Origin of the sequence: Komagataeibacter diospyri, from assembly GCF_043995075.1 — a bacterium.
GTDB classification, from domain to species: Bacteria; Pseudomonadota; Alphaproteobacteria; order Acetobacterales; family Acetobacteraceae; genus Komagataeibacter; species Komagataeibacter diospyri.
Window position 1 is genome coordinate 2,816,396 of record NZ_CP171836.1, and the last position, 23,445, is coordinate 2,839,840.

General features: G+C 61.7%; 22 protein-coding genes and 1 tRNA gene. 11 read left to right on the forward strand and 12 right to left on the reverse strand.

Annotation, left to right across the window (positions count from 1 at the left end; genetic code table 11):
- Positions 1–264 precede the first annotated feature (264 nt).
- From ACE2AA_RS13210 to ACE2AA_RS13230, 5 genes are all read right to left on the reverse strand, one after another.
- Complete coding sequence (locus ACE2AA_RS13210) at positions 265–1,959, reverse strand: transglycosylase SLT domain-containing protein (RefSeq protein ID WP_395370082.1); 1,695 nt, start codon at positions 1,957–1,959, stop codon at positions 265–267.
- Positions 1,960–3,138: 1,179 nt separating this feature from the next.
- Positions 3,139–3,229, reverse strand: a tRNA-Ser gene (locus tag ACE2AA_RS13215).
- A 145-nt stretch (positions 3,230–3,374) separates the two neighbouring features.
- The gene (lepA, locus tag ACE2AA_RS13220; protein WP_141261852.1) at positions 3,375–5,180 is read right to left on the reverse strand and encodes a translation elongation factor 4; all 1,806 of its coding nucleotides are present in this window, start codon (positions 5,178–5,180) and stop codon (positions 3,375–3,377) included.
- An 84-nt stretch (positions 5,181–5,264) separates the two neighbouring features.
- Positions 5,265–5,936, reverse strand: coding sequence for a helix-turn-helix transcriptional regulator (locus tag ACE2AA_RS13225; RefSeq protein WP_141261853.1), 672 nt, complete (start codon positions 5,934–5,936; stop codon positions 5,265–5,267).
- The gene (locus ACE2AA_RS13230; protein WP_141261854.1) at positions 5,933–6,151 is read right to left on the reverse strand and encodes a hypothetical protein; all 219 of its coding nucleotides are present in this window, start codon (positions 6,149–6,151) and stop codon (positions 5,933–5,935) included. The genes ACE2AA_RS13225 and ACE2AA_RS13230 overlap by 4 nt, the downstream gene beginning before the upstream one ends.
- A gap of 309 nt (positions 6,152–6,460) precedes the next feature.
- Between ACE2AA_RS13230 and ACE2AA_RS13235 the strand changes: the two genes are divergently transcribed.
- Positions 6,461–6,928 (forward strand): hypothetical protein, encoded by a 468-nt coding sequence (locus ACE2AA_RS13235; RefSeq protein WP_141261855.1) that lies wholly within the window; start codon positions 6,461–6,463, stop codon positions 6,926–6,928.
- A 92-nt stretch (positions 6,929–7,020) separates the two neighbouring features.
- On the opposite strand, the gene ACE2AA_RS13240 is transcribed toward ACE2AA_RS13235, so the two are convergent.
- From ACE2AA_RS13240 to ACE2AA_RS13265, 6 genes are all read right to left on the reverse strand, one after another.
- Positions 7,021–7,776, reverse strand: coding sequence for a hypothetical protein (locus tag ACE2AA_RS13240; RefSeq protein WP_141301943.1), 756 nt, complete (start codon positions 7,774–7,776; stop codon positions 7,021–7,023).
- A 99-nt stretch (positions 7,777–7,875) separates the two neighbouring features.
- Positions 7,876–9,642, reverse strand: a complete 1,767-nt coding sequence (locus tag ACE2AA_RS13245; protein ID WP_395370085.1) for a DEAD/DEAH box helicase — start codon at positions 9,640–9,642, stop codon at positions 7,876–7,878.
- 319 nt (positions 9,643–9,961) lie between these two features.
- Complete coding sequence (locus ACE2AA_RS13250; protein ID WP_141261858.1) at positions 9,962–10,948, reverse strand: zinc-dependent alcohol dehydrogenase family protein; 987 nt, start codon at positions 10,946–10,948, stop codon at positions 9,962–9,964.
- Between the two features lie 107 nt (positions 10,949–11,055).
- The gene (locus ACE2AA_RS13255) at positions 11,056–12,210 is read right to left on the reverse strand and encodes a GNAT family N-acetyltransferase (protein ID WP_162851955.1); all 1,155 of its coding nucleotides are present in this window, start codon (positions 12,208–12,210) and stop codon (positions 11,056–11,058) included.
- 78 nt (positions 12,211–12,288) lie between these two features.
- Complete coding sequence (locus tag ACE2AA_RS13260; RefSeq protein ID WP_141261906.1) at positions 12,289–12,756, reverse strand: RidA family protein; 468 nt, start codon at positions 12,754–12,756, stop codon at positions 12,289–12,291.
- A 46-nt stretch (positions 12,757–12,802) separates the two neighbouring features.
- Complete coding sequence (locus ACE2AA_RS13265) at positions 12,803–14,365, reverse strand: vitamin B12-dependent ribonucleotide reductase (RefSeq protein WP_141261859.1); 1,563 nt, start codon at positions 14,363–14,365, stop codon at positions 12,803–12,805.
- A 136-nt stretch (positions 14,366–14,501) separates the two neighbouring features.
- Here ACE2AA_RS13265 and ACE2AA_RS13270 point away from each other — a divergent pair, with 136 nt between their 5' ends.
- From ACE2AA_RS13270 to ACE2AA_RS13305, 8 genes are all read left to right on the forward strand, one after another.
- Entirely contained in the window at positions 14,502–14,636 is a 135-nt protein-coding gene (locus ACE2AA_RS13270) for a hypothetical protein (RefSeq protein ID WP_395370088.1), read from the forward strand.
- 72 nt (positions 14,637–14,708) lie between these two features.
- A complete protein-coding gene (locus ACE2AA_RS13275) occupies positions 14,709–15,077 on the forward strand; it encodes an NADH-ubiquinone oxidoreductase subunit NDUFA12 family protein (protein WP_141261860.1) in 369 nt (122 codons plus the stop codon).
- Positions 15,078–15,136: 59 nt separating this feature from the next.
- A complete protein-coding gene (gene mlaD / locus ACE2AA_RS13280) occupies positions 15,137–15,679 on the forward strand; it encodes an outer membrane lipid asymmetry maintenance protein MlaD (protein WP_395370090.1) in 543 nt (180 codons plus the stop codon).
- Complete coding sequence (locus ACE2AA_RS13285; RefSeq protein WP_141261862.1) at positions 15,676–15,906, forward strand: hypothetical protein; 231 nt, start codon at positions 15,676–15,678, stop codon at positions 15,904–15,906. The genes mlaD and ACE2AA_RS13285 overlap by 4 nt, the downstream gene beginning before the upstream one ends.
- Positions 15,903–16,550, forward strand: coding sequence for a DUF2155 domain-containing protein (locus tag ACE2AA_RS13290; RefSeq protein ID WP_395370092.1), 648 nt, complete (start codon positions 15,903–15,905; stop codon positions 16,548–16,550). The genes ACE2AA_RS13285 and ACE2AA_RS13290 overlap by 4 nt, the downstream gene beginning before the upstream one ends.
- A 96-nt stretch (positions 16,551–16,646) precedes the next feature.
- Entirely contained in the window at positions 16,647–17,402 is a 756-nt protein-coding gene (gene otsB, locus ACE2AA_RS13295; protein ID WP_395370094.1) for a trehalose-phosphatase, read from the forward strand.
- Positions 17,390–18,742: a trehalose-6-phosphate synthase gene (locus tag ACE2AA_RS13300; protein WP_141261865.1), complete on the forward strand. Its 1,353-nt coding sequence runs from the start codon at positions 17,390–17,392 to the stop codon at positions 18,740–18,742. The genes otsB and ACE2AA_RS13300 overlap by 13 nt, the downstream gene beginning before the upstream one ends.
- Positions 18,743–18,748: 6 nt before the next feature.
- Entirely contained in the window at positions 18,749–19,258 is a 510-nt protein-coding gene (locus tag ACE2AA_RS13305; RefSeq protein ID WP_141261866.1) for a disulfide bond formation protein B, read from the forward strand.
- Here the strand turns inward: ACE2AA_RS13305 and ACE2AA_RS13310 are convergent.
- Positions 19,212–19,382, reverse strand: coding sequence for a DUF1328 domain-containing protein (locus tag ACE2AA_RS13310; RefSeq protein ID WP_199858354.1), 171 nt, complete (start codon positions 19,380–19,382; stop codon positions 19,212–19,214). The genes ACE2AA_RS13305 and ACE2AA_RS13310 overlap by 47 nt on opposite strands.
- Positions 19,383–19,514: 132 nt before the next feature.
- On the opposite strand from ACE2AA_RS13310, the gene ACE2AA_RS13315 reads away from it, so the two are divergent.
- Positions 19,515–21,575 (forward strand): NAD(+) synthase, encoded by a 2,061-nt coding sequence (locus ACE2AA_RS13315; RefSeq protein WP_395370097.1) that lies wholly within the window; start codon positions 19,515–19,517, stop codon positions 21,573–21,575.
- Positions 21,576–21,740: 165 nt separating this feature from the next.
- Positions 21,741–23,441, forward strand: a complete 1,701-nt coding sequence (locus ACE2AA_RS13320) for a hypothetical protein (RefSeq protein WP_395370099.1) — start codon at positions 21,741–21,743, stop codon at positions 23,439–23,441.
- Positions 23,442–23,445: the final 4 nt, after the last annotated feature.

Below are 23,445 nucleotides of genomic sequence, written 5' to 3' on the forward strand. Positions count from 1 at the left end.
ATATGAATTCAGGTCTTCCCATGAAGATGATCCTGTAGATTCGTCAATCTGTCTCGAAAAAATTCGTGATGCATTACCCGGAACCATGACCATTTTGAAGTGGAGGTCGGATAAGAGGGATACGGATGTCGAAATACTGCCAGTGTATGGAAGAACAGATCATCGGTATCCGGAAAGAACAGTACGCACATTTTTGTCGGAATTCTGCGTGTGCGCATACTGCTGATTCCATGGAAACAAAATATTATTAGGAAAAATCAGCCTTTACTGTAGGGATGTTTCCGCTTCCAGCGGCAGATTGGCTTTCTTGCCTTCAGCCAGCAGGTCAAGGCTTATGGGACGGCGATTGAGCTTTTCTGAATACATCCAGCTATGGAGAAGTACTGTCTCGATCCAGTTCCGGGTCCTGGGGTTGGGAATGGCCTCCAGAAAGGCCAGAGACTCATTGTTGCCGTGTTCGGAGGCATTCCAGTGGGCCACTGCAGTATGGCCGACTGCATAACTGGCCAGCAGGCGGATAAGATGATTGTTGATCTGCCCGTCCCGGGCAAGTGCCATCAGGTAACGCTGCCCGACCTGCAGATTGATGGAAGGATTACTTAAATCCTCCTTTTGGCCGCCGACGAAATTCGCGGCTGTACGCGGCATGAGCTGCATAAGCCCCCTTGCACCACTTCTGGAGACGACCGTGGGCTGAAAGCGCGACTCAATGGAAACAATCCCATAAATAAGCGCCGGATCCACCACAAACCCGCCGCGTGGAGTAAAATGCTGCGGTAGGTCAATAGTGTGACCAGGAACAAGTTTGCTGGTACCCGCGCGGCTGGCTGCTGCATCGGATGTTTCGGCCGCGTCCCCGACTGCGTGTGCAATCAGCCCTATGGATTGGCGCGCATTGGTATTTTCTGCACTCACCCAGTCAGTGCGCAGTTCGGCCTCGGCTAAATCCACGCGGCCAACCTGAAGAAGCGCCAGGGCACGGTGGCCTGCGGGCCGCGCGGAAACCGCACTGACATCAACAACCGTGGGCACGCCCGCATCATACATCTGTGCGCCGTTTTTATTGAGGGCATGGCGTGCAAGCACCCCATAAAAGCAGTCTTTGCAACGGGTGCTTTGTACCAGCCAGCGCAAGGCATCTTTCGTATTGCCAGTATGCCCGCTTACACGACCTGCCCACCAGGAAGCAGCGCTACGTAAATCTCTGGAACCGTTATCAGCATTGGCAGCCAATGCGAACAGGAGCTGTGCCTGCTGCATCTTCCCCAGCCGCCAGGCAGACAGGCCTGCATAAAATGCCACCTTGCCGCTCACGTCCCTAAGGACGGATGTGGGCATGGCCTTGCTGAGAACGACCTGATCGTGTCCCTGTACATAAAGATTTTGTGCATCCGCTGCGTTGATGGTGTCCCCGGATGCACCATTTCCACTGACAGGTGCTGTTGCCGGGGATCGCGTTGATGTATTCGCCGGCAGATCGGTGCGGGATTCCAGCAATGCCCGCATCATGGGGGCTGAGGGAAGGTCCTGATAATGCACCAGCCAGTCTTCCAGCATGGGTGTCGCACAGGCATATGATGTATGAATGCACCGTTCTGCCAGCACAGTGCCGGTCAGGCTGTTATCCTTCAGTTGTTTCAGCAGGACATCTGCCTGTCTAAAATTGCCGGCGGACTGATCTGCAAAAGCTGTGCGGATACGGGAGGCGTCACTTGGGGAAAGCGGATGGAAGAGGGCAGTCTGTCCTTGTTTTGTGGGGACGGCTACGGCAACTTCATCCACCAGCGATGAATGATCTGAAATATCAGACGCCTGGCAAGATACCGTTTCTAAAGAAAAAATAGAAATAAAAGCAATAGCGGATAGAGTTACCAACCTGTTTTTTAAATGTTGCAAAATATACCGCATAATTTTTGGCAATAACAGATATTTTAAAATGAATAAACACCAGAATTTCACTCTGCCGGTCTGGCCTCTGCCGGGGCCTGATTGCAGTCTGTAACAGCCCGTCGTTCTCGCCCTGCGTTGCGACCAGATGTCCGCGGCGGCAGGCCGATCCCGGGCGGGTTGCTGGTGTCTTTCGCCGTTTTGCCGGAATGGTGGGATGCGTCTCCATGTTCGTGATATGCTCATGAAGCGCATGCAAGATTTTTCCCTATAGCTACCGCCCGGTGGGGAACGCCGGGAAAGGTGTTGCGTATGATGAAAGCCCTCAGTGGTTCGTGCGTCTGCACCAGACTCCGGTTCGCCATTCCATAACGCCGGAAAAAACAACCGGTATTCTATGCCGCAGATCCTGTGGCGGTGTCCTGCCACAAAAACGTATCATCGCAATCAGAGGTTCCCATATCGCCCCTGCTTCGTAAGGTTGGCGACAGCCATACGGCTAACGATGCGTTCAGCGACCAGATGGGCACCCGGTTGCAAAAAGATTTTCAGAATGACGGTAGAGGCTATGCCATGCCAGCCGCTCTTAACACTGTCCGTCAGGCGCAGGCGGCCGTTGCCCAGCGTAACCACTGGATACAGTGGGATTGGCATCTGGCCATGGGCGGATCCAGGCCACCCTGATGGACCGGGCAATGCTCTATTCTTGCCTGGAGTGTCCGCAACTCGCCAATCGCTGTGAAGGACCATGTTCACCTGCTGAAGTCATGTTACCAGCAGGATAAATTGCCATTGTGGCATTGATCGGTAGTCTGGGGGGGGGAATTCAACCAGCTATATTTTTTATGATTTCTGGAACCGGCATTTCTGCTTTCTTTTTCTAGCCAGTGCAGATGTCAGTTATTCGGTTGGTCGATAGTTGCCTGAAGGAGATCAGCCCTGTTTGCGTAAATGGATGATTGGCGGCGGTATCGGGACTTCATATTCATTGCGATGCCCTTGATGCTGACAGAGGTCACAGAATGCGTACGAGATACCATTAAGGAGAAGATTGGAGGGGTGCGTAAGCGGCCAATGCGGGCACCTGTCCGACGCAGATATTGTATCGCTGTAGAGCTTGCTAGGTATTATGCACGGACGGCAGATAATACCATGCACGTCACGCATACCCTGCGATATGTCACTACATCATACAAAACTGTAATGCCGTGCGCAGCTAAATGGTCAATTTTATGGGGGGAATATAGAATATGGCGGAGAGAGTGGGATTCGAACCCACGGTACGCTATTAACGTACACACGCTTTCCAAGCGTGCGCCTTAAGCCGCTCGGCCATCTCTCCAGCCGGTACCAGACTATATGCCATCCTGTCGGGATGGCAGGGTCCGATGCGTGCGGAACATATCACCAATTTTTATTGGCGCAAGTGGAAAACGCCATGTCCGTCCGACCTGTCACAATTATGGTGTGACAGGTCGGGACAGGGGTTACTGGTCCATCTTCAGTGCGGCGAGGAAGGCGCTCTGCGGAATTTCGACCTTGCCGAACTGACGCATGCGCTTTTTGCCTTCCTTCTGCTTTTCCAGCAGCTTGCGCTTGCGCGAAATATCGCCGCCATAACATTTTGCCGTCACATCCTTGGACATGGCGCCAATGGTCTCACGCGCAATGATCCGGCTGCCGATCGCGGCCTGCACCGCAATCTTGAACAGCTGGCGGGGGATCAGTTCCTTCAGCTTGGCGCAGATGGAGCGCCCGCGCGTTTCGGCTGCCGAGCGGTGGGCGATGAATGACAGGGCATCCACCGGCTCCTGATTGACAAGGATGGAAATGCGCACGAGGTCGCTCTCCTCATACCCGTCCATCTGGTAATCGAAGCTGGCGTAACCGCGCGTGACCGATTTCAGGCGGTCGTAGAAGTCGAATACGACCTCGTTCAGCGGCAGGCGATAGACCGCCATGGCGCGGTTGCCGACATAGGTCAGGTCTTCCTGCGCGCCGCGCCGTTCACTGCACAGGGTCAGCACCGCGCCAAGGTATTCGTCAGGCACCATGATCGTTGCCTTGATCCATGGCTCCTCGATCTTCTCGATCAGCGACAGGTCGGGCATGTCGGCGGGGTTGTGCAGTTCCGCCGTTTCCCCATTGGTCAGCTGCATCTTGTAGACAACCGAAGGGGCGGTCGCGATCAGGTCGAGATTGAACTCGCGGCTCAGGCGTTCCTGGATGATTTCAAGATGCAGCAGCCCCAGAAATCCGCAGCGGAAGCCAAAACCGAGTGCCGCGGAAGTCTCGGCTTCGTAATGGAAGGAGGCATCATTCAGCCGCAGCTTGGAGAGGCTGTCGCGCAGTTTCTCAAAATCATCGGCCACGACCGGATAAAGGCCGCACCACACCACAGGAATGGAGGGCTTGAAGCCCGCCAGGGGGTCGCTGGCCGGACGGCGGTCATCGGTAATGGTGTCGCCCACGTTGGTGTCGGCCACGGTCTTGATGGCGGCGTTGATGTAACCGATTTCACCCGGGCCGAGTTCGTCCACGTTGGTCATGCGCGGGGCGAACACGCCCACCTGATCCACCTGGTGGACCACGCCGGTGGACATCATGCGGATGCGCATGCCGCGTTTCAGGCGACCTTCCTTCACGCGTACCAGCGTGATGACACCCAGATAGGGGTCGTACCAGCTATCAACCAGCAGCGCCTTGAGCGGAGCCTCCGCATCGCCGGTGGGGGGCGGCAGGCGCTTGACCAGCGCTTCCAGAACGGCCTCGATGTTCAGGCCGGTCTTGGCCGAAACCTCAACCGCGTCATCGGCGGGGATGCCGACGACTTCCTCAATCTGCTCCTTCACGCGCGCGCAGTCGGCGGCGGGCAGGTCTACCTTGTTGAGGACCGGCACGATTTCATGGTTGGCGTCGATGGCCTGGTACACGTTGGCCAGTGTCTGTGCTTCCACCCCCTGTGACGCATCGACCACCAGCAGCGACCCCTCGCACGCGGCAAGCGATCGGCTGACCTCATACGCGAAATCCACATGGCCCGGCGTGTCCATGAGATTCAGGACATACGTCTTGCCATCTTCGGCAGGGTAGGACAGGCGCACGGTCTGCGCCTTGATGGTGATGCCTCGTTCACGTTCCAGATCCATGTTGTCCAGAACCTGGTTGGTCATTTCCCGCTGTGTCAGCGCGCCGCATGCCTGGATCAGGCGGTCGGCCAGGGTGGATTTCCCATGGTCGATATGCGCGATGATCGAGAAATTGCGGATCAGGGAGAGGGGCGTGTCGGTCATGGGCGAGACATAGTGTAAATCGGGGAGAAAGTCAGCCGCTACCTGTCACGATAATACGGAAAATATCGCCGCCTGCACGCAATGTTACATGCAGGCCATCGTAATGCGGTGGATACGGGTCGCGCCGTCAACGATGATTTCCTCCCCCTCGATCGCGGCCAGTCCCTTTATGCGCACCAGTTCATGCAGGGGGGCGGTTACCGGCGCATCGTGCCAGCGTTCGGCCACCAGCCCGCAGCATGATGTGCCCTGCGGTGTATGAAGCAGGACACGGTCATTCACACGGATGGCGGCGGTAGGGGAAATGACCAGCGTGCCGCCCTTGCGGAAGATCGGTTCCATGGTGTCGCAATCCACATGCACGGCATAGGAATGGTGGTCGGCCATGCCGTGGAATTCCCACTTTTCCCACCGTTCGCCATCTGGCAGCCCGGTTTCGTCAAACAGCTCGGGGTGGGCAAGCTGCGAGAAGGGAGCGATCCTGAGATGGGAATGATGGGCCTTGCTCGATACCTCGGGATCGTGGTGGCCAGACAGCAGGCGACTGAACCCTTCAAACGAAATGCCCGTGGCCGACAGTGTGCGTGCAAGGCTTTCCGTTCCGGGCCAGCGGGGACGGCCCGATGACGTGATCCGTTTGGACGGATTGAAGGTCGTGCTGTCCAGTCCCGCCGCCCGTGCAAGGCCGGAAGGTGTCAGCCCCCGTTCTGCGGCCAGCCGGTCGATGGCGCGCCAGATGTCGTCATGGCTGATCATGCGGGTAATTTCAGTATTTCGGTCCGGTGGCGGGCATCGCCCGCTCCGGTCAGGATGAAGCGGTCGTTTTCTTCGCTGCGCGCCAGTCCCATGTGGCTGAGCCGGTTCAGGCAGGGCGCATCGGGCACGTGGGCCGGGCGGCCGTCATGACCGCTCAGTTTCAGGCGGTGCAGGGCCGAACGGCAGCATGTTTCAAGATAAGGTTCATTCCACATGGGACAGGGACCGCCAAGGAACAAGGTATGCGCACCGCCGTCTTTTCACGATGGATCGTGACCGGGGTTCAGGTATGGGCGTGTGTGCTTGTCCGTGTCACATAGTGGCATTATTACGGCATGTCCACCATGCGTGGCGTGTTTGCCTGCGCCAGTAAGAAGGGTGGCATGTGTTACATGCGCTATGCATTGGCGAATTGATTACTATATTCAGGCATGAAGTGGGTGCGTTGTCATATTCCCGACCGGAATATGGTCTATGATTTTCGTAAAATTCATGTAGAAAACAATTGCTTCAAGGTCCTGTTGATGAAATTCCATAAATATCTTCTTGCCCTGTCCCTTGCCGGTGCAACCGTGGGGGGAACCGTAGGGGCCATGGCGGCTGATTGCGACAATGGCCAGAACACTCCTGGCTGGGATCTGCTGGGCCGTGCGGCACAGGCGGGCAATTGCGCGGATAGCCGCCTGCGGGACCGTCAGCAGAACCTCAAGCAGGATTACGATGACAGGGTGAACAGCCTGCATGACAACACGGTTGGCCGTTGGGATAACGCCCGTGATGCGGAAAAGCAGAAGCTGGAGAGCGCACGCAGCCGTGTTGACGATAAAATCCAGAATGGTCGCGACCGTCTGGATGCGATTCGCAATGCCCCGAAAAACCGTCTGGACAACCTGCGCAACGCAGGCAGTGCCGAACGCCAGCGCTGGGATGATCTGAAAAGCCAGACCGGCTCCAGTCTCAATAATTTCCTGGGCGGTGGCAACAGCCAGTAAAATATTGAACAGGTTCATGCCATCGGAATGCGGCCATGTCGGTCGCCCACCTTTTTCAGGGTCCGTTTCCGCAAGGGAACGGACCTTTTTTATCAGGGGTGCGTGCTGATGCCCAGACGGAAGGCGCGTCCCTTCTGCACCGTGGCATCGGGGCGTGGAGCAACCTCGACAAGGTAGAGGTCATCGCGCGGCACGGTCCATGACCACGTGACGCCGGCATGGTTCATATGGGGGTCAATAACACGCAGTTCCAGCCCGTTAGCGGGGGCATCCAGCCGCGCTGTCACCTGCTCACCCTGATGCAGGCCGATGCGATATACGCATGTGCCACCCGCTTCCAGCATGCCCTGCCAGTTCAGCCGTCCGCCCGGTGGCAGGTCCTGTGGCTGGTTACAGAACGGTGGGTCGGCATCAAGGTTTTCAATCAGGGTCCGCACATCGGCAGGTTTGGTCAGCGGGACCGGGCCGATTGTGTAAAGTGAGAGCATGCCGGGGTTGAGCAGGCCAACCGTCATGTTACGTCCCCCCCGGTCAATCAGCAGCCATGCAGTGCGGCTGCCACCTTCATGCCGTCGGTTGCCGGTAATGAACAGGACGTCGCCCGCAGCCTCCAGCGGGCCTGCTACTTCCATGTTCCGGATGAAGCTGTCGTACTGTGCCCCCAGTGCCTGTTTTACGACGGTGGCCAGCGGCCCTTTCCCGAACAGGTCGGTATCAGGCGCGTAATGTCCGATGGCCGACGCCAGTTCGCGGCCCAGCGCGGTATCGGGATCAGCATGGGCAGGGGCTGCGGTCAGCAGCGCCAGAAGGCTAAACAGGCAGAAGATGGAATGACGAAGTTTCAACACGGCAGTCCCGTCCTGACATAGGGTCATGAAAACAGACATGCCCGGCTGAAACCGGGCATGAAAGAAACACAGCGTCTTTTATCGGGTTGCGTGCCGCGTTTATGAACGCGGACGCTTGCGGGAGGACGCCGCACCGCGCGGCGGCCCGCCAAACCCGCCACCGGGACGACCACCACCGGGCTTGCGCCCGAACGGACGCCCGCCACGTGGCGGCGGACCACCACGGCGCGGAGCACCCCCAGCCGGTGCGCTGGCGGGTGTGATCTGCACTTCGTCATTCTCGATCGCGGCAATGCACGAACGGAATTTCTCGGTCGAATCCGGAGTGATCTCGAACAGGGTCTGGGTATCGTTGATGCGGATCGCACCGATATCCGCCTTGCGCACGCCGCCAAGGCGGCAGATCAGCGGGATCAGCCACTTGGGGTCGGCCTTTTCCTGCCGGCCCACATTCATGGCGAACCATGCGCCAGGTTCGGCGCTGGCGTAGCTGTCGCGTGTGGGGCGGGGACCGTCGCGCTCACTGCGCTCACGTACGGGGCGCGGGGCGTCAGGCGTGATGTGGCGCACGTTTTCCGGTGTGGGCAGACGGGCGCGGTACATCTGCAGCAGGGCGGCGGCAAGCTGTTCGCTGCTGCGGCCTTCAACCAGCTGGCCAACCAGTTCCTTGTCCGCCTCAGCCACGTCCTCGTTCAGGACGGGATCGGCCAGCAGGCGCCTGGCGTCATTGGCGCGGATGTCAGCGGCCGTCGGCACACCGGACCATGTGGCCGTGATCTTGGCACCCTGCATCAGGCGTTCGGCGCGGCGGCGCTGCGACATGGGCACCATCAGCACGCACACGCCCTTGCGTCCCGCGCGGCCCGTGCGGCCCGAACGGTGCAGCAGGGTGGCGGGGTCGGTCGGCAGGGTCGCGTGGATCACCAGCGCAAGCGCGGGAATGTCGATGCCACGGGCAGCCACATCGGTTGCGACACACACATTGGCCTGACCCTTGCGCAGGCTGTCGATGGCACGCGTCCGTTCGTTCTGCCCCAGTTCACCCGACAGGGCGACGGAGGAGAAGCCGCGCTCCACCAGTGCCGTCTGCATGTGGCGCACCATTTCACGTGTTGCGCAGAACACCATGGTGGTCTGGCTGTCGGTATAGCGCAGCACGTTGACCACGGCGGGGATCAGTTCGCGCGCATCGGCGACGATGGCGCGGTATTCGATATCGGCGTGCTGCTTGGCGCCCGACAGGGTGTCGATGCGCACGGCGTCGTTCTGGTAACGGCGCGCCAGCGACGCGATTTCCTTGGCGATGGTGGCCGAGAACAGCAGCGTGCGACGCGTCTTGGGCATGGCGTCAAGCAACTGCTCAAGCTCATCACGGAAGCCGAGGTCGAGCATCTCGTCTGCTTCATCCAGCACGACCACGCGCAACTGGGACATGTCCAGACGGCCACGCGACTGATGGTCGCACAGCCGGCCCGGCGTGCCGACCACGATATGGGCACCCATCTGCAGCGCACGGGCTTCACGCCGCGCGTCCATTCCGCCGATGCACGATACGATACGGCCACCCGCTGGTGCGTACAGCCACGTCAGTTCACGCGTGACCTGCATGGCCAGTTCGCGTGTCGGCGCGATGATGACGGCCAGCGGCGGACCCGCCGGGCCAAAATGTTCGGCCCCACCCAGCAGGGTATCGGCCATGGCCAGCCCGAAGGCGACGGTCTTGCCCGACCCGGTCTGGGCGGAAACAAGCAGGTCGCGCCCTTCGGCGGCGACATCCAGCACGGCTGTCTGGACGGGGGTAGGGTTATCGTACCCACGCTCGTCCAGCGCGCGTTGCAGGGCGGGGTGGGTTTCGGGAAACGGCATGTATCGGGCAATCCGGACAAAAACATGAAGAACACGGGCGACGCAGGAAGGAAACTGGCCGCCGGCCCGTGTTCATGCGTCAGGGAGAAGGCCGGTGCATAAAGAATGATTGCCCCAAAAGCCAGAAATAATAATGGCGGGGGCATTTTTGCAGCGGTCGTGAATACCCTTCCGGCGGGGATCGGGGGGTATTTTCCACCTGCATGGGCATTGTGCCTTTCGGCCGGTTGCCGTAGGGCGCGTCAAAACAGGCGGGCGATCATGGCACCAGTAACATACGCACCCTGTGGCCGTCATCCCCGCCTTTGGCCACGCATGGTCAGGGCACCAGGACCGCGGCCCCTTCAAAGCGGCCATGGCGCAGGTCATCCAGTGCCCTGTTCGCCTCTTTCAGCGGGTACGGGGTGGTCGTGGTGCGTATGCCCACGCGCGGCACCAGTTCAAGGAAATCGATGCCATCCTGTCTTGTGAGATTCGCGACCGAGACGATCTGGCGTTCCTCCCACAGCAGGTCATAGGAAAAGGCGGGGATCTCACTCATGTGGATGCCCGCGCAGACCACGCGCCCGGCCTTGTGCACGGCCTTGAGTGCGGCGGGCACCAGCGCGCCCACGGGGGCGAATATGATGGTGGCGTCCAGTTGTTCGGGCGGCTGCTCATCCGATCCGCCAGCCCAGACACAACCCAGCGAGCGGGCGAATTCCTGCGTTTTCGTGTCACCCGGCCGGGTGAAGGCGTAGACCGAGCGTCCCTGCCATACCGCCACCTGGGCTATGATGTGGGCTGCTGCCCCGAAACCGTAAAGCCCGATGCTGCGCGCATCCTTCCCCGCCATGACCAGCGACCGCCAGCCGATCAGCCCCGCGCATAGCAACGGGGCCGTCGCCACGTCGTCATCCCCATCGGGCAGAGGGAAGGTGAAATGCGCATCAGCCACCGCCATGGTGGCATAGCCGCCATCGCGCGTGTAGCCGGTGAACAGCGGGTGGTCACACAGGTTTTCATGGTCGGTTTCGCAGTAATGGCAGCAGCCGCAGGTATGGCCCAGCCACGGTATGCCCACGCGCTGGCCCATATGCAGGCCTTCCACATTCGGGCCGATGGCATCGATCCGGCCCACGATTTCATGCCCCGGTGTCAGCGCATGGCCGGGAAAGGGCAGGTCCGCATCCACCACATGCAGGTCGGTGCGGCACACGCCACATGCCCCCACCTTTACACGGATCTGCCCTGGTCCCGGCGTGGGGTCGGGCAGTTCGGTCCATTGCAGGGGAGTATGGGGGGCAAGCAGTCGCATTGCGTACATGGGGGGCCGCTCCTTGGCTGTCAGGCTGCGGCCTGCGGGCCGCCAGTCGTCATGCTACGCTATCATGTCCGGGTGTTCATGCGGCATGACATGTATCATCATGCCCATCACGACCCGGCGCGGTAGGGGGTCATGGCGTCCAGCGCGGGCAGTCCTGCCATGATGGCGGTACGTTCGTGGCGCAGGAATTCCGCTACCGCCTCACGCAGGCCGGGATGGCTGATCCAGTGGGCGGAATGGGTCAGGCAGGGGCGATAGCCGCGCTGCAGCTTGTGTTCACCCTGCGCACCTGCCTCCACCCGCTTCAGCCCGTGGGCAATGGCGAAATCAATGGCGCGGTAATAGCACAGCTCGAAATGCAGGAAGGGCCAGTCCCCCTCCAGCCGTCCCCAGTTGCGGCCATACAGCGTGTCGCGTCCCATGAGGTTGAGCGCTCCCGCCACCGGCACCCCATCGCGTTTTGCAATCATAAGCACCACCCGGTCCCCCAGCCGTTGCGACAGCAGCGGGAAAAAGCCGGGCTGGAGATAGGCGCTGCCCCATTTGCGGTCCACGGTGGACAGGTAGAACTGATAGAAATCATGCCACAGGGCGTCGGTGATCTCACTGCCGCGACAGGTATGGAAGGTCAGGCCACAGGCATTGGCGTCACGCCGTTCGCGGCGGATGGCCTTGCGCTTGCGGGACGCAAGGGTATCCAGGAAATCATCGAAACTGGTGTAGTCGCAGTTGTCCCAGTGATACTGCATTCCAAGGCGCTGCAACCAGCCGGTCTGTCCCAGCAGGTCATATTCATGCTGCGTGCAGAACGTGACATGGACCGACGACAGGTCCAGTTCCCCACAGGCCTGCCGCAGCGCCCGGCCTGCAAGCTGGCGCAGGACATCAGCATCCGGCGCGTCCCGGTGTACCAGCAGGCGCGGTCCCGGCACGGGGGAAAAGGGGACGGCCACCTGCAATTTGGGGTAATACTGCCCGCCCGCCTGCATGAAGGCCTGCGCCCATTGCTGGTCGAACACATATTCGCCGTAGGAATGGCCCTTGGCATAAAGTGGTGCGACCGCCAGCAGGCGTCCAGTCCCGTCGCGCAGGGCAAGGTGCTGGGGCATCCAGCCGGTCTGCGGTCCGGTAGAGCCACTGTCTTCCAGTGCGGACAGGAAGGCATGGCTGACAAACGGGTTGTCATCGCCCGCACAGCCATCCCATTCGTGCGCCGGGATTTCGGCTATCCTGCGGTGCAGGATCATGGTGGTGCCGGTCATGACGGGCGCGCCAGTGGAAAAACCGCGTGGGGCGTTGGGGTCATGACAGGCTCCCTTTTATTGTGGTGGGGCTTTGCCTCAGCCTATTTCGAACAGGCCTTCCACTTCAACAGCCGAATCGAGCGGCAGCGATGGCACGCCCACGGTGGAGCGCGCATGACGGCCCGCGTCACCAAACACCGCCACCGCCAGATCGGATGCGCCGTTCATGACGGCGGCATGCTGCGTGAAGTCAGGTGTGCAGGCAATGAACCCGCCCAGACGCACCACGCGCTTGACACGCGACAGGTCGCCAATCGCGGCCTTAACCTGCGCGATGACGTTGACCATGCTGTAGCGCGCGGCCTCGATCGCCAGTTCAACGGCAACGCTGTCGCCCAGCTTGCCCGTGGTCAGCAGCTTGCCATCCACCAGCGGCAACTGCCCCGATACCACCAGCGAGGAACCGCTGATGACGGCCGCGACGTAATTCGCAACCGGCACGGCCGGGGTGGGCAGGACAATGCCAAGCTGCTTCAGGCGCTGTTCGGGGGTGGTGTCGGGCATCGGGTCATCCTTTGTCGTCAGGGGCGGGGGAGGCAGGGCCGTCGCGTTATCCGACCAGCCGCAGCCTGCGCCGCCGTGGGGGAGTGTCATCGCCATCGTCATTGCCGGATTCGGGCAGGTTCAGCGGCAGCATGGGGGCGGGGCTGTCCACCATCATGTCCTCATGCGGGGCGTCGGGTAGCCTGCGGCCCAGATAGGCATCGGACAGCGCGCGGAAGGCGTAGTCCAGCATGGATGTCGCATAGGATGCAACCGGGTCGCCTTCCACCGTGCCGGCGGGGCCGAAATGGGTGTAGGCGAACGCCTCGACATAGCTTTCCAGCGGCGCGCCATATTGCAGGCCGATGCTGACGGCCTGCCCCAGCGTATCCATCAGGCCACGCACCATCGGGCTTTCGCGCGTGGGCGTCAGGCTGATTTCGCCCAGTGACCCATCAGCGTATTCACCCGTGCGCAGGAACAGGCGGTGGCCACCCACGCTGGCCTTCTGGGTAAAGCCGCCATGGCGCGCGGGCAGGGGGCGGCGTGCGCCACGTTCCAGCCCCGCGCGGGTGGCCAGCGTGTCGCGTGTGGCATCGGGGCGGGCGGGCACGCGGTCCACGAACCCGCTCAGCGCGCGGTGCATGGCCTGATGCGATGCGGCACCGGGCAGCGGCAGCACGGTGTCCCCCGCCAGGGTCGCTGCGAATGCCGCTTCCAGCGTCAGCCCCCGGCAGGCAAGGCGCGCGAGCGTGCTGGTGGCCAGACGCCCGTCGGCGCGCAGGGGGGAGAAGACCGGGGCCAGCCCGCATGATTCCACCCCCAGCAGCGCATCAATCGGGCCGGGTGTGGAAAAGCCGGTTTCGACGCGGGCGACGGGACAGTCGGTCTCGACGGCGGCTTCCTGCCACACCGTGCGTGCGATCTGGCTGACACCGGGCAGGATGCTGCGCACGGGCGGCAGGGGCATGGCGTCCGCTCCCTCGCCGGAATGGGCGACAAGGGTGGCGAGGGCCACGATGCTGCATGCCGCGTCGCGCCCGGCCTCGCTGTCATAATCCAGCCCCAGCCCTGCAAGGCAGGCGTCAAGGTTGGTCAGCAGGATGGCGCCAGCCGTGGGCGGGCGTTCATGCGGATCCGCGACAGTGGGGGCGGGAACGGCACGCAGGTGCGGAGTGGTCCGGCCCAACGGGTCGGGCAGCGGCAGTTCTCCATTGCGCATGGGCATCTTCTGCCGCGACACCGCGCGCAGCACGCGGGCCAGCAGGCGCAGGGCCGCGACAAAATCGGTGGCCATGAACCCGTTATCGGCTTCGACAAAGGCTGCAAGGTTGACCACGAAGGCGGGCCTGCGGTCATGGTGGCCATGCCACAGGCTTTCCGCGGGGGCCGCCTGCCGCATCAGCAGCAGGCACGACAGCGTGCGCGCGATGGGGCGGACCGTGGGGCCGGCTACCTCGCCCGTACACAGGTCGTCTATCCATCGCGCCGCCTCCGCCGGCAGGCTGGCGGGACCATGGCCGGGAGCAAGCTGGGCCAGGGCCTCGGCTGCCGTGTCATCCCAGTCGGCGGGCAGGGTAACGGAACGTGGTGCGTCGTCGGGGTCCGCTGCGGCCTCTACGGTTCGCATGCGCACGCCGTTCCAGTGGCTTCGTGCTGTCATGCCTTCTGTTTTACCGGCACGGACAGGGCGTGCGGAACCCGTCTGGACCGGAGTCGCAACTATACATTCCACTGGATACCGTGGATATGGGGGATAAGTATGCATGGGTCGGGACAGCGATGAAATTGCGCTGTGCTGCCACGCTGACGGCAGGAATCGAGTCCCGTTGCGCGATAGCGCATCCCGTCAGGCCGGTAACCGCGCGGGGGGCATGGATGCAGCCCTGCCGCCACCCTGATCCCGCAGATGTGACGGCCGGTCGCGCACATGCGCGTGGACCGCGCGCGTGCGGGCGGACTAGGCTTCGGTCATGGCAAATCTAGGCACCCGTATCTATACGCATTTCAAGGGGCGGCTGGTCGGCAGGGACGCCGATGGCCGACCTTATTATGAGGCCCGGACACCCAACCGCACCGGCGGCGGGGAAAAGCGTCATGAACGCTGGGTCATCTATCACAAGGGGGAGGACGCATCCGCCGTCCCGCCCGAATGGTGGGGCTGGCTGCACCATATGGAGAATGCGCCCCTGCCCGAAAGCGCGCGCCAGCCATGGCAGCAGCCGTGGCAGCCCAACCAGACCGGGACGGTGGCGGCGTATCATCCCCCCGGCAGCGACCTGCGCGGTGGGCAGCGGGCTTCAACTACCAGCGATTATGAGGCATGGTACCCCGAGGGATGAAACCGGTGGCGTAACCTGCTAGGGTGCGCGCTACTGGATATTGGGGAAGCTTTGCCAACATGGTTGCTGCTGTTTCAGGGCGGGCGGTCCGCCAGCCTGCGGAACTCCTTGCCGGGTTTGCCGTGCTGGCCGTACTGGCGGGACTGCTGGCCTATGCCGTGCTGGACAAGGGGCGTCCGCATGAATCAGGCTATCGGCTGAATGCGGGCTTTGCCCATATCGATGGCCTGTCCGTGGGATCGGACGTCAGGCTGGCCGGTATCACGGTCGGTCAGGTGGTCGATGAGCATGTCGATCCGAAAACCTTTGTAGCCCAGGTTACCTTTACCGTGCGGCCCGATATCAAGCTGCCCGATGATACGGCGGCGATCATTACCAGCGACAGCCTGCTGGGGGGCAAATACATCGCCCTTTCGCCGGGTGGGGATGACAGGATGCTGGCCCCCGGCGGTACGATCGGCCAGACGCAGGGCGCGATCAGCCTTGAGCAGCTGCTGAGCAAGTTCATCTTCTCCGTCACCGATACGCTGACCAAGGCCCGGCAGGACAAGGCCCAGGCTTCCCGGCCTGCGCAGGCCCCTGCGGGCGGAGAGACACCATGAACCATGAGGCAGGCGATGGTGCGGGCATGCCAAAGGTCTGGCCGCAACCCGATGGCGCGCCGGTGTCGTGTCGTGACAAATTACTGATATTGCAGGAAAACCATACTGAATTGCAGGGTATTCTCCGTGATGCGTTCGAGGACGCGATCCTGATGGGCGTGGATGAGGCGGCGATGCGCCAGATCCTGCTGGATCTTGTGAACAGCCTGCGGAGCCCGAAGGCATGAGGCGTCTGCTGCGCTGCCTGCCCGCCGCCCTGCTTGCCAGCCTGCCCGCCTGCGCCCATGCCGCTGAATGGCTGGCCCCACCCGCCATGTATCCCCCCGATACGTGGCAGGGACGCACCATTGCCACGGTGCGGGTGCTGGACAAGCTGGATGCCCATATCCAGATGCTCGACATCCCCACGGGGCAGGATGTGACATATAAAAGTCTGACGCTGCACGCCACGTCATGCCTGCAGCGCCCGGCCACCCTGCCAGCGGACAGCGCTGCATGGCTGGAAGTGCATGACGCGCATGAAGGCATGGCGGCCTTTCAGGGCTGGATGGCCATAGCTGAACCCGCGACCGGCGTGTTCCAGAACCCGCTATATGACGTACAGCTTGCGGGCTGCGGCGGGGATGCCGTGGCCCCCGTGCCGCCGCCGCTGACGGTTGCCGCCGCCCCGCAGCCCGGTGCGGATGGCAGCCCGGCCCCGGTGGCCGCCGCCCCCCCGTCGCCCACGACCGGTACGGGGGCTGCTGACGCGCCACAGCCCCTGTCTCCCTCGCAGGCCCCTACGGCAGCGCCCCCGGCTTCCCCGCCACTTCCGGCCCTGCCGCCTGCTGATCCGGCGGATGAGGGGGCAGCCCCGCTAATGCTGCATTAGATAATAGTTTAATTTGTATCGTATCAATGCTGTCGGCCTGTCCGGTATGGTTCCGGGCTTGCGTATTCCCCAGCTTTGCCGGAGGCTAGATCCATCATGAGCAAGATACCTTCCCTTCCTTCGCTCGATCGGCTGCCCCCGCCTGCCCGCGCGGCATTCCTGCTGGATTTTGATGGGACACTGGTTGATATCGCGCCCACGCCTGAATCCGTCGTGGTGGCGCCCGGCCTGCTTGATACACTCAGGCGCCTGCGCGACAAATGTGGGAATGCGCTGGCCGTGATTTCGGGGCGGCCCATCGATCAGATCGACCATTTTCTGGGGGATGTACCCTATGCCGTGGCGGGTGAACATGGCATCGCCATCCGGCACGCGCCGGGGCAGGCCGTTGAACGCGCCCCCCTGCCGTCCGTGCCCGCCGCGTGGATTGAACAGGCCGACCAGCTGGCCCACGCCCATCCCGGTGTGCGGATCGAACGCAAGAAGGCGGGTCTGGTGCTGCATTACCGTGGCGCCCCCGATGCGGGCGAGGCATTGGGCAGGGTGGCGGATGGCTGGGTTGCCGCGACAGGCGGCGCGTTTCACGTTCAGGCCGCCAAGATGGCATGGGAAATCCGCCCTGCCGGAATAGACAAGGGCCATGCGGTGGAAGTGCTTATGCAAAGTGCGCCCTTTGCCGGCCGGTCCCCCATTTTTGTCGGCGATGACGTAACGGATGAAGATGGTATCCGCATGGCGGTGCATCTGGGCGGGGTTGGGTTCCGTATCCCTGCCGATTTCCCTGATCCCGCTGCTTTTCGTGGCTGGCTTGCGCAACTGGCACAGGGGGGCAGGGACGCATGGGGCGACTGATTATTGTTTCCAACCGCGTCCCGTCCCCACGTGAACGCAGCCAGCCCGCCGGTGGTCTGGCTGTCGGCCTGAAAGACGCGCTGCGCGAAGGGGAATCGCTGTGGTTTGGCTGGTCAGGCAAGCAGGTGCAGCTTCATGGCGGCGATCCCGTGCCGCGGCTGGATCAGGTTGATAACGTAACCTATGCCACCATTGACCTGACTCCGCTGCAGTACGAGGGATTTTACCAGAATTTCTCCAACGGGATCCTGTGGCCGCTGTTCCATTACCGTGTGGGGCTGATGAACTATTCCCGCACGGACTGGGAAACCTACCTTGCGGTCAACGCCATGTTCGCGCGCACGCTGTTGCCGCTGCTGCGGCCCGATGACGTGATATGGGTGCATGATTACCACCTGTTTCCGCTGGGGCAGGCGCTGCGGGATCTGGGAGTGAAGTGCCGGATCGGCTTCTTCCTGCATATTCCCTTTCCGCCATGGAGTCTGGTGCGGTCGCTGCCCGGCGCGGAACTGCTGCTGGAAGACATGCAGAGCTACGATCTGGTAGGCGTGCAGACCCCCGAGGACGCCGAGAATCTGAACCATTCGCTGGAGGTCAATGGCCTGCCGCCGCGTGGGCAGGCTTTCCCCATTGGCATCGACCCCGACGAATTCCGCGCACAGGCGGAAAAAAGCATGCAGGGGCCGGAAATCGAGCGACTGGAGGGCAGCCTGCGTGGCGCCAAGCTGGTGCTGGGCGTGGACCGGCTGGATTATTCCAAGGGCCTGCCCGAACGCTTTCGTGGGTATGAAGCGCTTCTGGCCCGCTATCCCGAACATCGGGGCAAGGTGACTTTCCTGCAGGTCGCCCCGATTTCGCGTGGCAGCGTGGAGGAATACCGCCAGCTGCGTCGCCAGCTGGATGAACTGACCGGGCGGATCAACGGCGCGTATTCGGAATTCGACTGGACACCCATCCGCTACATCACCCGCCCCCTCCCGCGTGAGGTTCTGGCCGGGTTCTACCGCCGGGCGGAAGCCGCCCTGATTACGCCCCTGCGTGATGGAATGAACCTTGTGGCCAAGGAATACGTCGCGGCACAGAACCCGGCTGATCCGGGTGTGCTGATCCTGTCGCATTTCGCGGGGGCCGCGCCGGAAATGGATGAGGGGATTCTGGTCAATCCGTATGACCCTGATGAAATTGCCGATGCCCTGCATGAAGCGCTGACGATGGGCCTTGCGGAACGGCGTACGCGCTGGCAGGCCCTGGAACGGGAGGTCAGCAGCACGACAGCCGTAAGCTGGGCCGCTGATTTCATGCGCGCGCTGCAGGCCGCACCCGTCGTGGACCGATCGTAACCGGCCATGCGTTCAACTGCTTTATTGATGGTGCTGGCAGGCTTTGCCGCACTTGGTGTGGCGTGGTGGAGCCAGTATGCCCTGGGTCACGTACCCTGCGGGCTGTGCCTGTGGGAACGCTGGCCTTACCGTATCCTGATCGTGCTGGGGGGACTGGCCACCGTTCTGCCGCGTGACATGGCGCGTAGCCTGCTGTGGCTGTGCCTGCCGGTGCTGCTATGCGCCTTCGGGCTGTCGGTGGTCCATGTGGGGGTGGAACAGGGCTGGTGGGCCAGCCCGCTGCCTGAATGCCGTGCGCCCACTTTCCACGGCGGCAGTTTTGCCGAACGCCTGGCCTCCATGCCGCGTCGTCCGGCCAAGCCGTGCGACGCGGCCACCTATCTGGTACCCGGCGTGCCAGTGTCCATGGCCATGATGGACGGGATCTATGCCCTTGCGCTGATCCCGCTTGTTCGCCGGGGATTGCGGATCAGGGCGAAGTTCCGCGGCCGCGGCCGAAAAACAATCCAAGGATGAACAGGACGATAAAGACGAAGAACAGCACCTTGCCAAAATAGGCAAAGGTGTCAGATATGCCGCCGAAGCCAAAGACCGCGGCGATCAGGGCCAGGACAAGGAATGTGATGGTCCAGCGTAACAGGTCCATGATCCGGTTCCTTCCGATCGTTGTTGTGACAGACGCGGGCATGCCATCCGCTCTATAACAATGCGCCAGATGGCACACGGTTCATCGGGGGGCACGATTTTGGCCTTGGGGACGGGGATGCAGGATATGACAGCAGGCAGCGGCACGGCCGGATTTTACGCTCTGTACACCCATGGGTTTGCGCGTGTGGCTGCGTGTACGCTGCCGGTCGTGCTGGCCGATCCAATGGCAAACGCGCGTTGCACCCATGACGGTATCCGGGCCTGCCATGACGCGGGGGTGGTGGTCGCGGTTTTTCCCGAACTGGGCCTGTCGGGTTACGCGATCGAGGACCTGCGCCAGCAGGATGTGCTGCTGGACCGCGTGGGAGACGCCATCACATGGCTTGCAGCGCAGACGGCGGGATTGCGGCCGCTGGTGCTGGTGGGGGCGCCGGTGGTGTGGGGGGATGCGCTGTATAACTGTGCCATAGCCCTGCATGACGGGCGGATTCTTGGTGTCATTCCCAAATCCTACCTGCCCGGTTACCGGGAATTTTACGAAACCCGGCAGTTCAGCGCCGGTGCAAGGCTGCGGGGCGGCCATGTTACGATCAATGGCCACGATGTACCATTTGGCACCGACCTGCTGTTCCGTGCCCGTGATGTGCCGGGGCTGGTGGTGGCTGCCGAAATCTGTGAGGACATGTGGGTGCCCCAGCCACCGGGCATTCAGGCAGCCCTTGCCGGGGCCACGGTCATCGCCAACCTGTCGGCGTCCAATATCACGGTGGGCAAGGCGCGTACGCGCACGCTGCTGTGCCAGTCCCATTCCGCGCGCTGCGTGTGTGCCTATGTCTACGCTGCGGCGGGAGAAGGGGAATCGACCACGGACGTGGCATGGGACGGACAGACCTCCATTTTTGAAAATGGCGCGATACTGGCGGAAAGTGCCCGCTTCCCGTCCGGTCTGGTTACACTGACGGCAGATGTGGACCTTGACCTGCTGCGGCAGGAACGCCTGCGCATGGGCAGCTTTGCCGATAACCGCGCACATGCAGGGACATCGGACTGGCGCTGGATCGACCTGACCCTGACGCCACCCATGGATGATATCGGGTTACGGCGCGCCATTCCCCGCTTTCCCTTCGTACCAAGCGATCCGGCGGTGCTGGATCAGGACTGTTACGAGGCGTTTACCATACAGGTTACGGCCCTGAAGCGGCGGTTGCAGGCGTCACGGGCAAAAACGCTGGTCATTGGCGTTTCGGGCGGCCTTGATTCGACCCATGCCCTGCTGGTGGCGGCACGGGCGGCAGATGAAAGCGGGCTGGGGCGGCAGGCGGTGCTGGGCTATACCATGCCCGGTTTTGGTACCAGCAGCGACACGCATGGCAATGCGCATGAACTGATGACGGCGCTGGGCATACAGGCGCGTGAAATCGACATCCGTCCGGCGGCAAGGCTGATGCTGGAACAGATGGGGCATCCCTTCGCGGCTGGCGAGGAAGTGTACGATGTCACGTTTGAAAACGTGCAGGCGGGGTTGCGGACGGACTTCCTGTTCCGGCTGGCCAACCAGTCGGGCGGGATCGTGATTGGCACGGGGGACCTGTCGGAACTGGCGCTGGGGTGGTGTACCTATGGTGTCGGTGACCAGATGGCGCATTACAATGTCAATTCCGGCCTGCCGAAAACGCTGATCCAGCACCTGATCCGCTGGGTTATGGCCAACGGGCGGGAGCAGGCACGGACCTGTGCCGTGCTGGACGCCATCCTGTCCACCGAGATCTCGCCCGAACTGGTGCCCGCCACGGCGGGGCAGGCGGTGCAGAGCACGGAATCGCTGATCGGTCCTTACGCCCTGCAGGATTTCACCCTGTTCCATGTGCTGCGGTATGGGTTCCGTCCGTCAAAGATCGCGTTCATGGCGCTGCATGCGTGGGGCGATGCCACGCAGGGGGCATGGCCGCCGGGTTTCCCTGCCGGTAGCAGGCGGGCGTACGGCCTGCCTGAAATCAGGCACTGGCTGGGTGTTTTCCTTAACCGTTTCTTCGGCTTCAGCCAGTTCAAGCGTTCGGCCATGCCCAACGGGCCGAAGGTCGTGGCCGGCGGTGCGCTGTCGCCGCGCGGGGACTGGCGCGCGCCGTCCGATGGCAATGCCCGCATCTGGCTGGAGGAACTGGAAAATCGTGTTCCATTAAACTGAACCAATCTGACCCTGATTCTGAAATTCTTAACCCATTGCTGGCAATTACCGTCGTGAAAGCATCTCCTCCCCGGTCGTTGCGATCATGCGGCACGGGTAGCGGATATCTGTAGCGAGGTCGGGAGACATGCATGTTCCCGCAATGCGTGAAAAGGAACGGAATGCATGGGCGTGACCGTAACCGGGGCCACCGGCCTGACACTGGGGATCAACCCGGACAATAGCGATATCATACTGGGACTGAACCAGGTGAGCGAGGTCGCGGCCCTGCAGTCGCTCGCCAATGTTTCGGGTGCCGAGGTTTCTGCCCTGCAGCACGCCTATGGCAATGATATTCCGGCGCTGGCCGTGCGCATGTTCGGCGTGGCCGGGATTGATACCGTGATGGACCAGTCTGGCGGCGTGAACCAGCAGGTAACGACCCGCGGCAAATTCACCGTGACCGGCACCGAGGTCGAGATCGGCAGCACCACCTCTACCCCACTGGACAGCACGATCACCCTGAAAGGTGGCAAGCAGGCCACCACTGTCATTGATGGTAACATGGGCAGGGTGAATTATGTCGCGAAGATGGGGGACGTGAATTATTACGCTGCTGGTGGCAATACGGATTTCGTCAGTGGCAAGGGGCGGGACACCGTTCATGTCCTGGGTGGATCCGACACCATTTATGGTGCTGATGGACACCCTACCGTAACCGGGGACTGGAACGTACCGGGCAGCGTCGGGGACACGGCACAGTTTAACGGTGGCGGCGTGAAGTTGCGGGTCATTGACGGCGTGATGGTCCAGGATGTCAATAATTCCACCATCAGTGGTTATGGGGATGACGATTACTTCGGGGAGCATAATCCCGCACGCTATACCAACACCATCGATGGTGGCGTATCTGATTCCATTTATGGCAGCAATCGCCTGCTTGTTGATTCGGTCAGCGACAGCAACATCCGGGGACATGCGAAACTGACCGTGGATGGTGGCGTATTCGACACCATCTATGGGAACAGCAGCCTGCTTGTTGATTCGGTCAGCGACAGCAGCATCCAGGGACATGCGAAACTGACCGTGAATGGTGGCGTATCCGATACCATCTATGGCAAGGGCAACCTGCTTGTTGATTCGGTCAGTGACAGCAATATCCAGGGACATGCAAAGCTGACCGTGGACGGTGGCGTATCCGACACCATCTATGGCAAGGGTAACCTGCGTACCGATTCGGTCAGTGACAGCACCATTCAGGCACATGCAAAACTGACCGTGAGTGGTGGCAGCAACGATACAATTTCCGCCAGTCATTCCACCCATCTTGATGATGTGGACACCAGCACGATTTCGGTCAGCGTGCATGGCAGCCTGACCTTCATTGATGGCAGCAATGGCATTTCCGACACCGTGACCGGCAGCCATGCCACCATTTACGGTACGGCAGGACTGGACCTGACGGCAAATACAGGGACGACCACCACCTATTATGCCAGTAGCGGGAACGAAACGCTGGATGGGGGCCTGTCAACAGGCAAGCTGTATGCCCGGGCGGGTAGCGGGAATGACACCCTGATTGGCGGTAGCGGGTACGATACCCTGCGGGCCGGAACGGGCGATGACCTGTTCGTGGCGGGCAGCGCCCAGACGGAATTCGAATTCATCAAGGGCAAGGCCGGCGGTAACGACATTATTCAGGATTTTGGTAAATCGGCAGGCAATGTCGTCAAGCTGTCCGGTTATGATGCGAAATCGTCTTCCATCCAGGCCATGCTGGACAATGCCACCATTGCTGGCGGGAACACGACTGTCAGCCTGACAGATAATACCCGGATTACCTTCGTCGGCGTGACGGACCTGAAGGTACAGAATTTCAAAAGCTGATCGG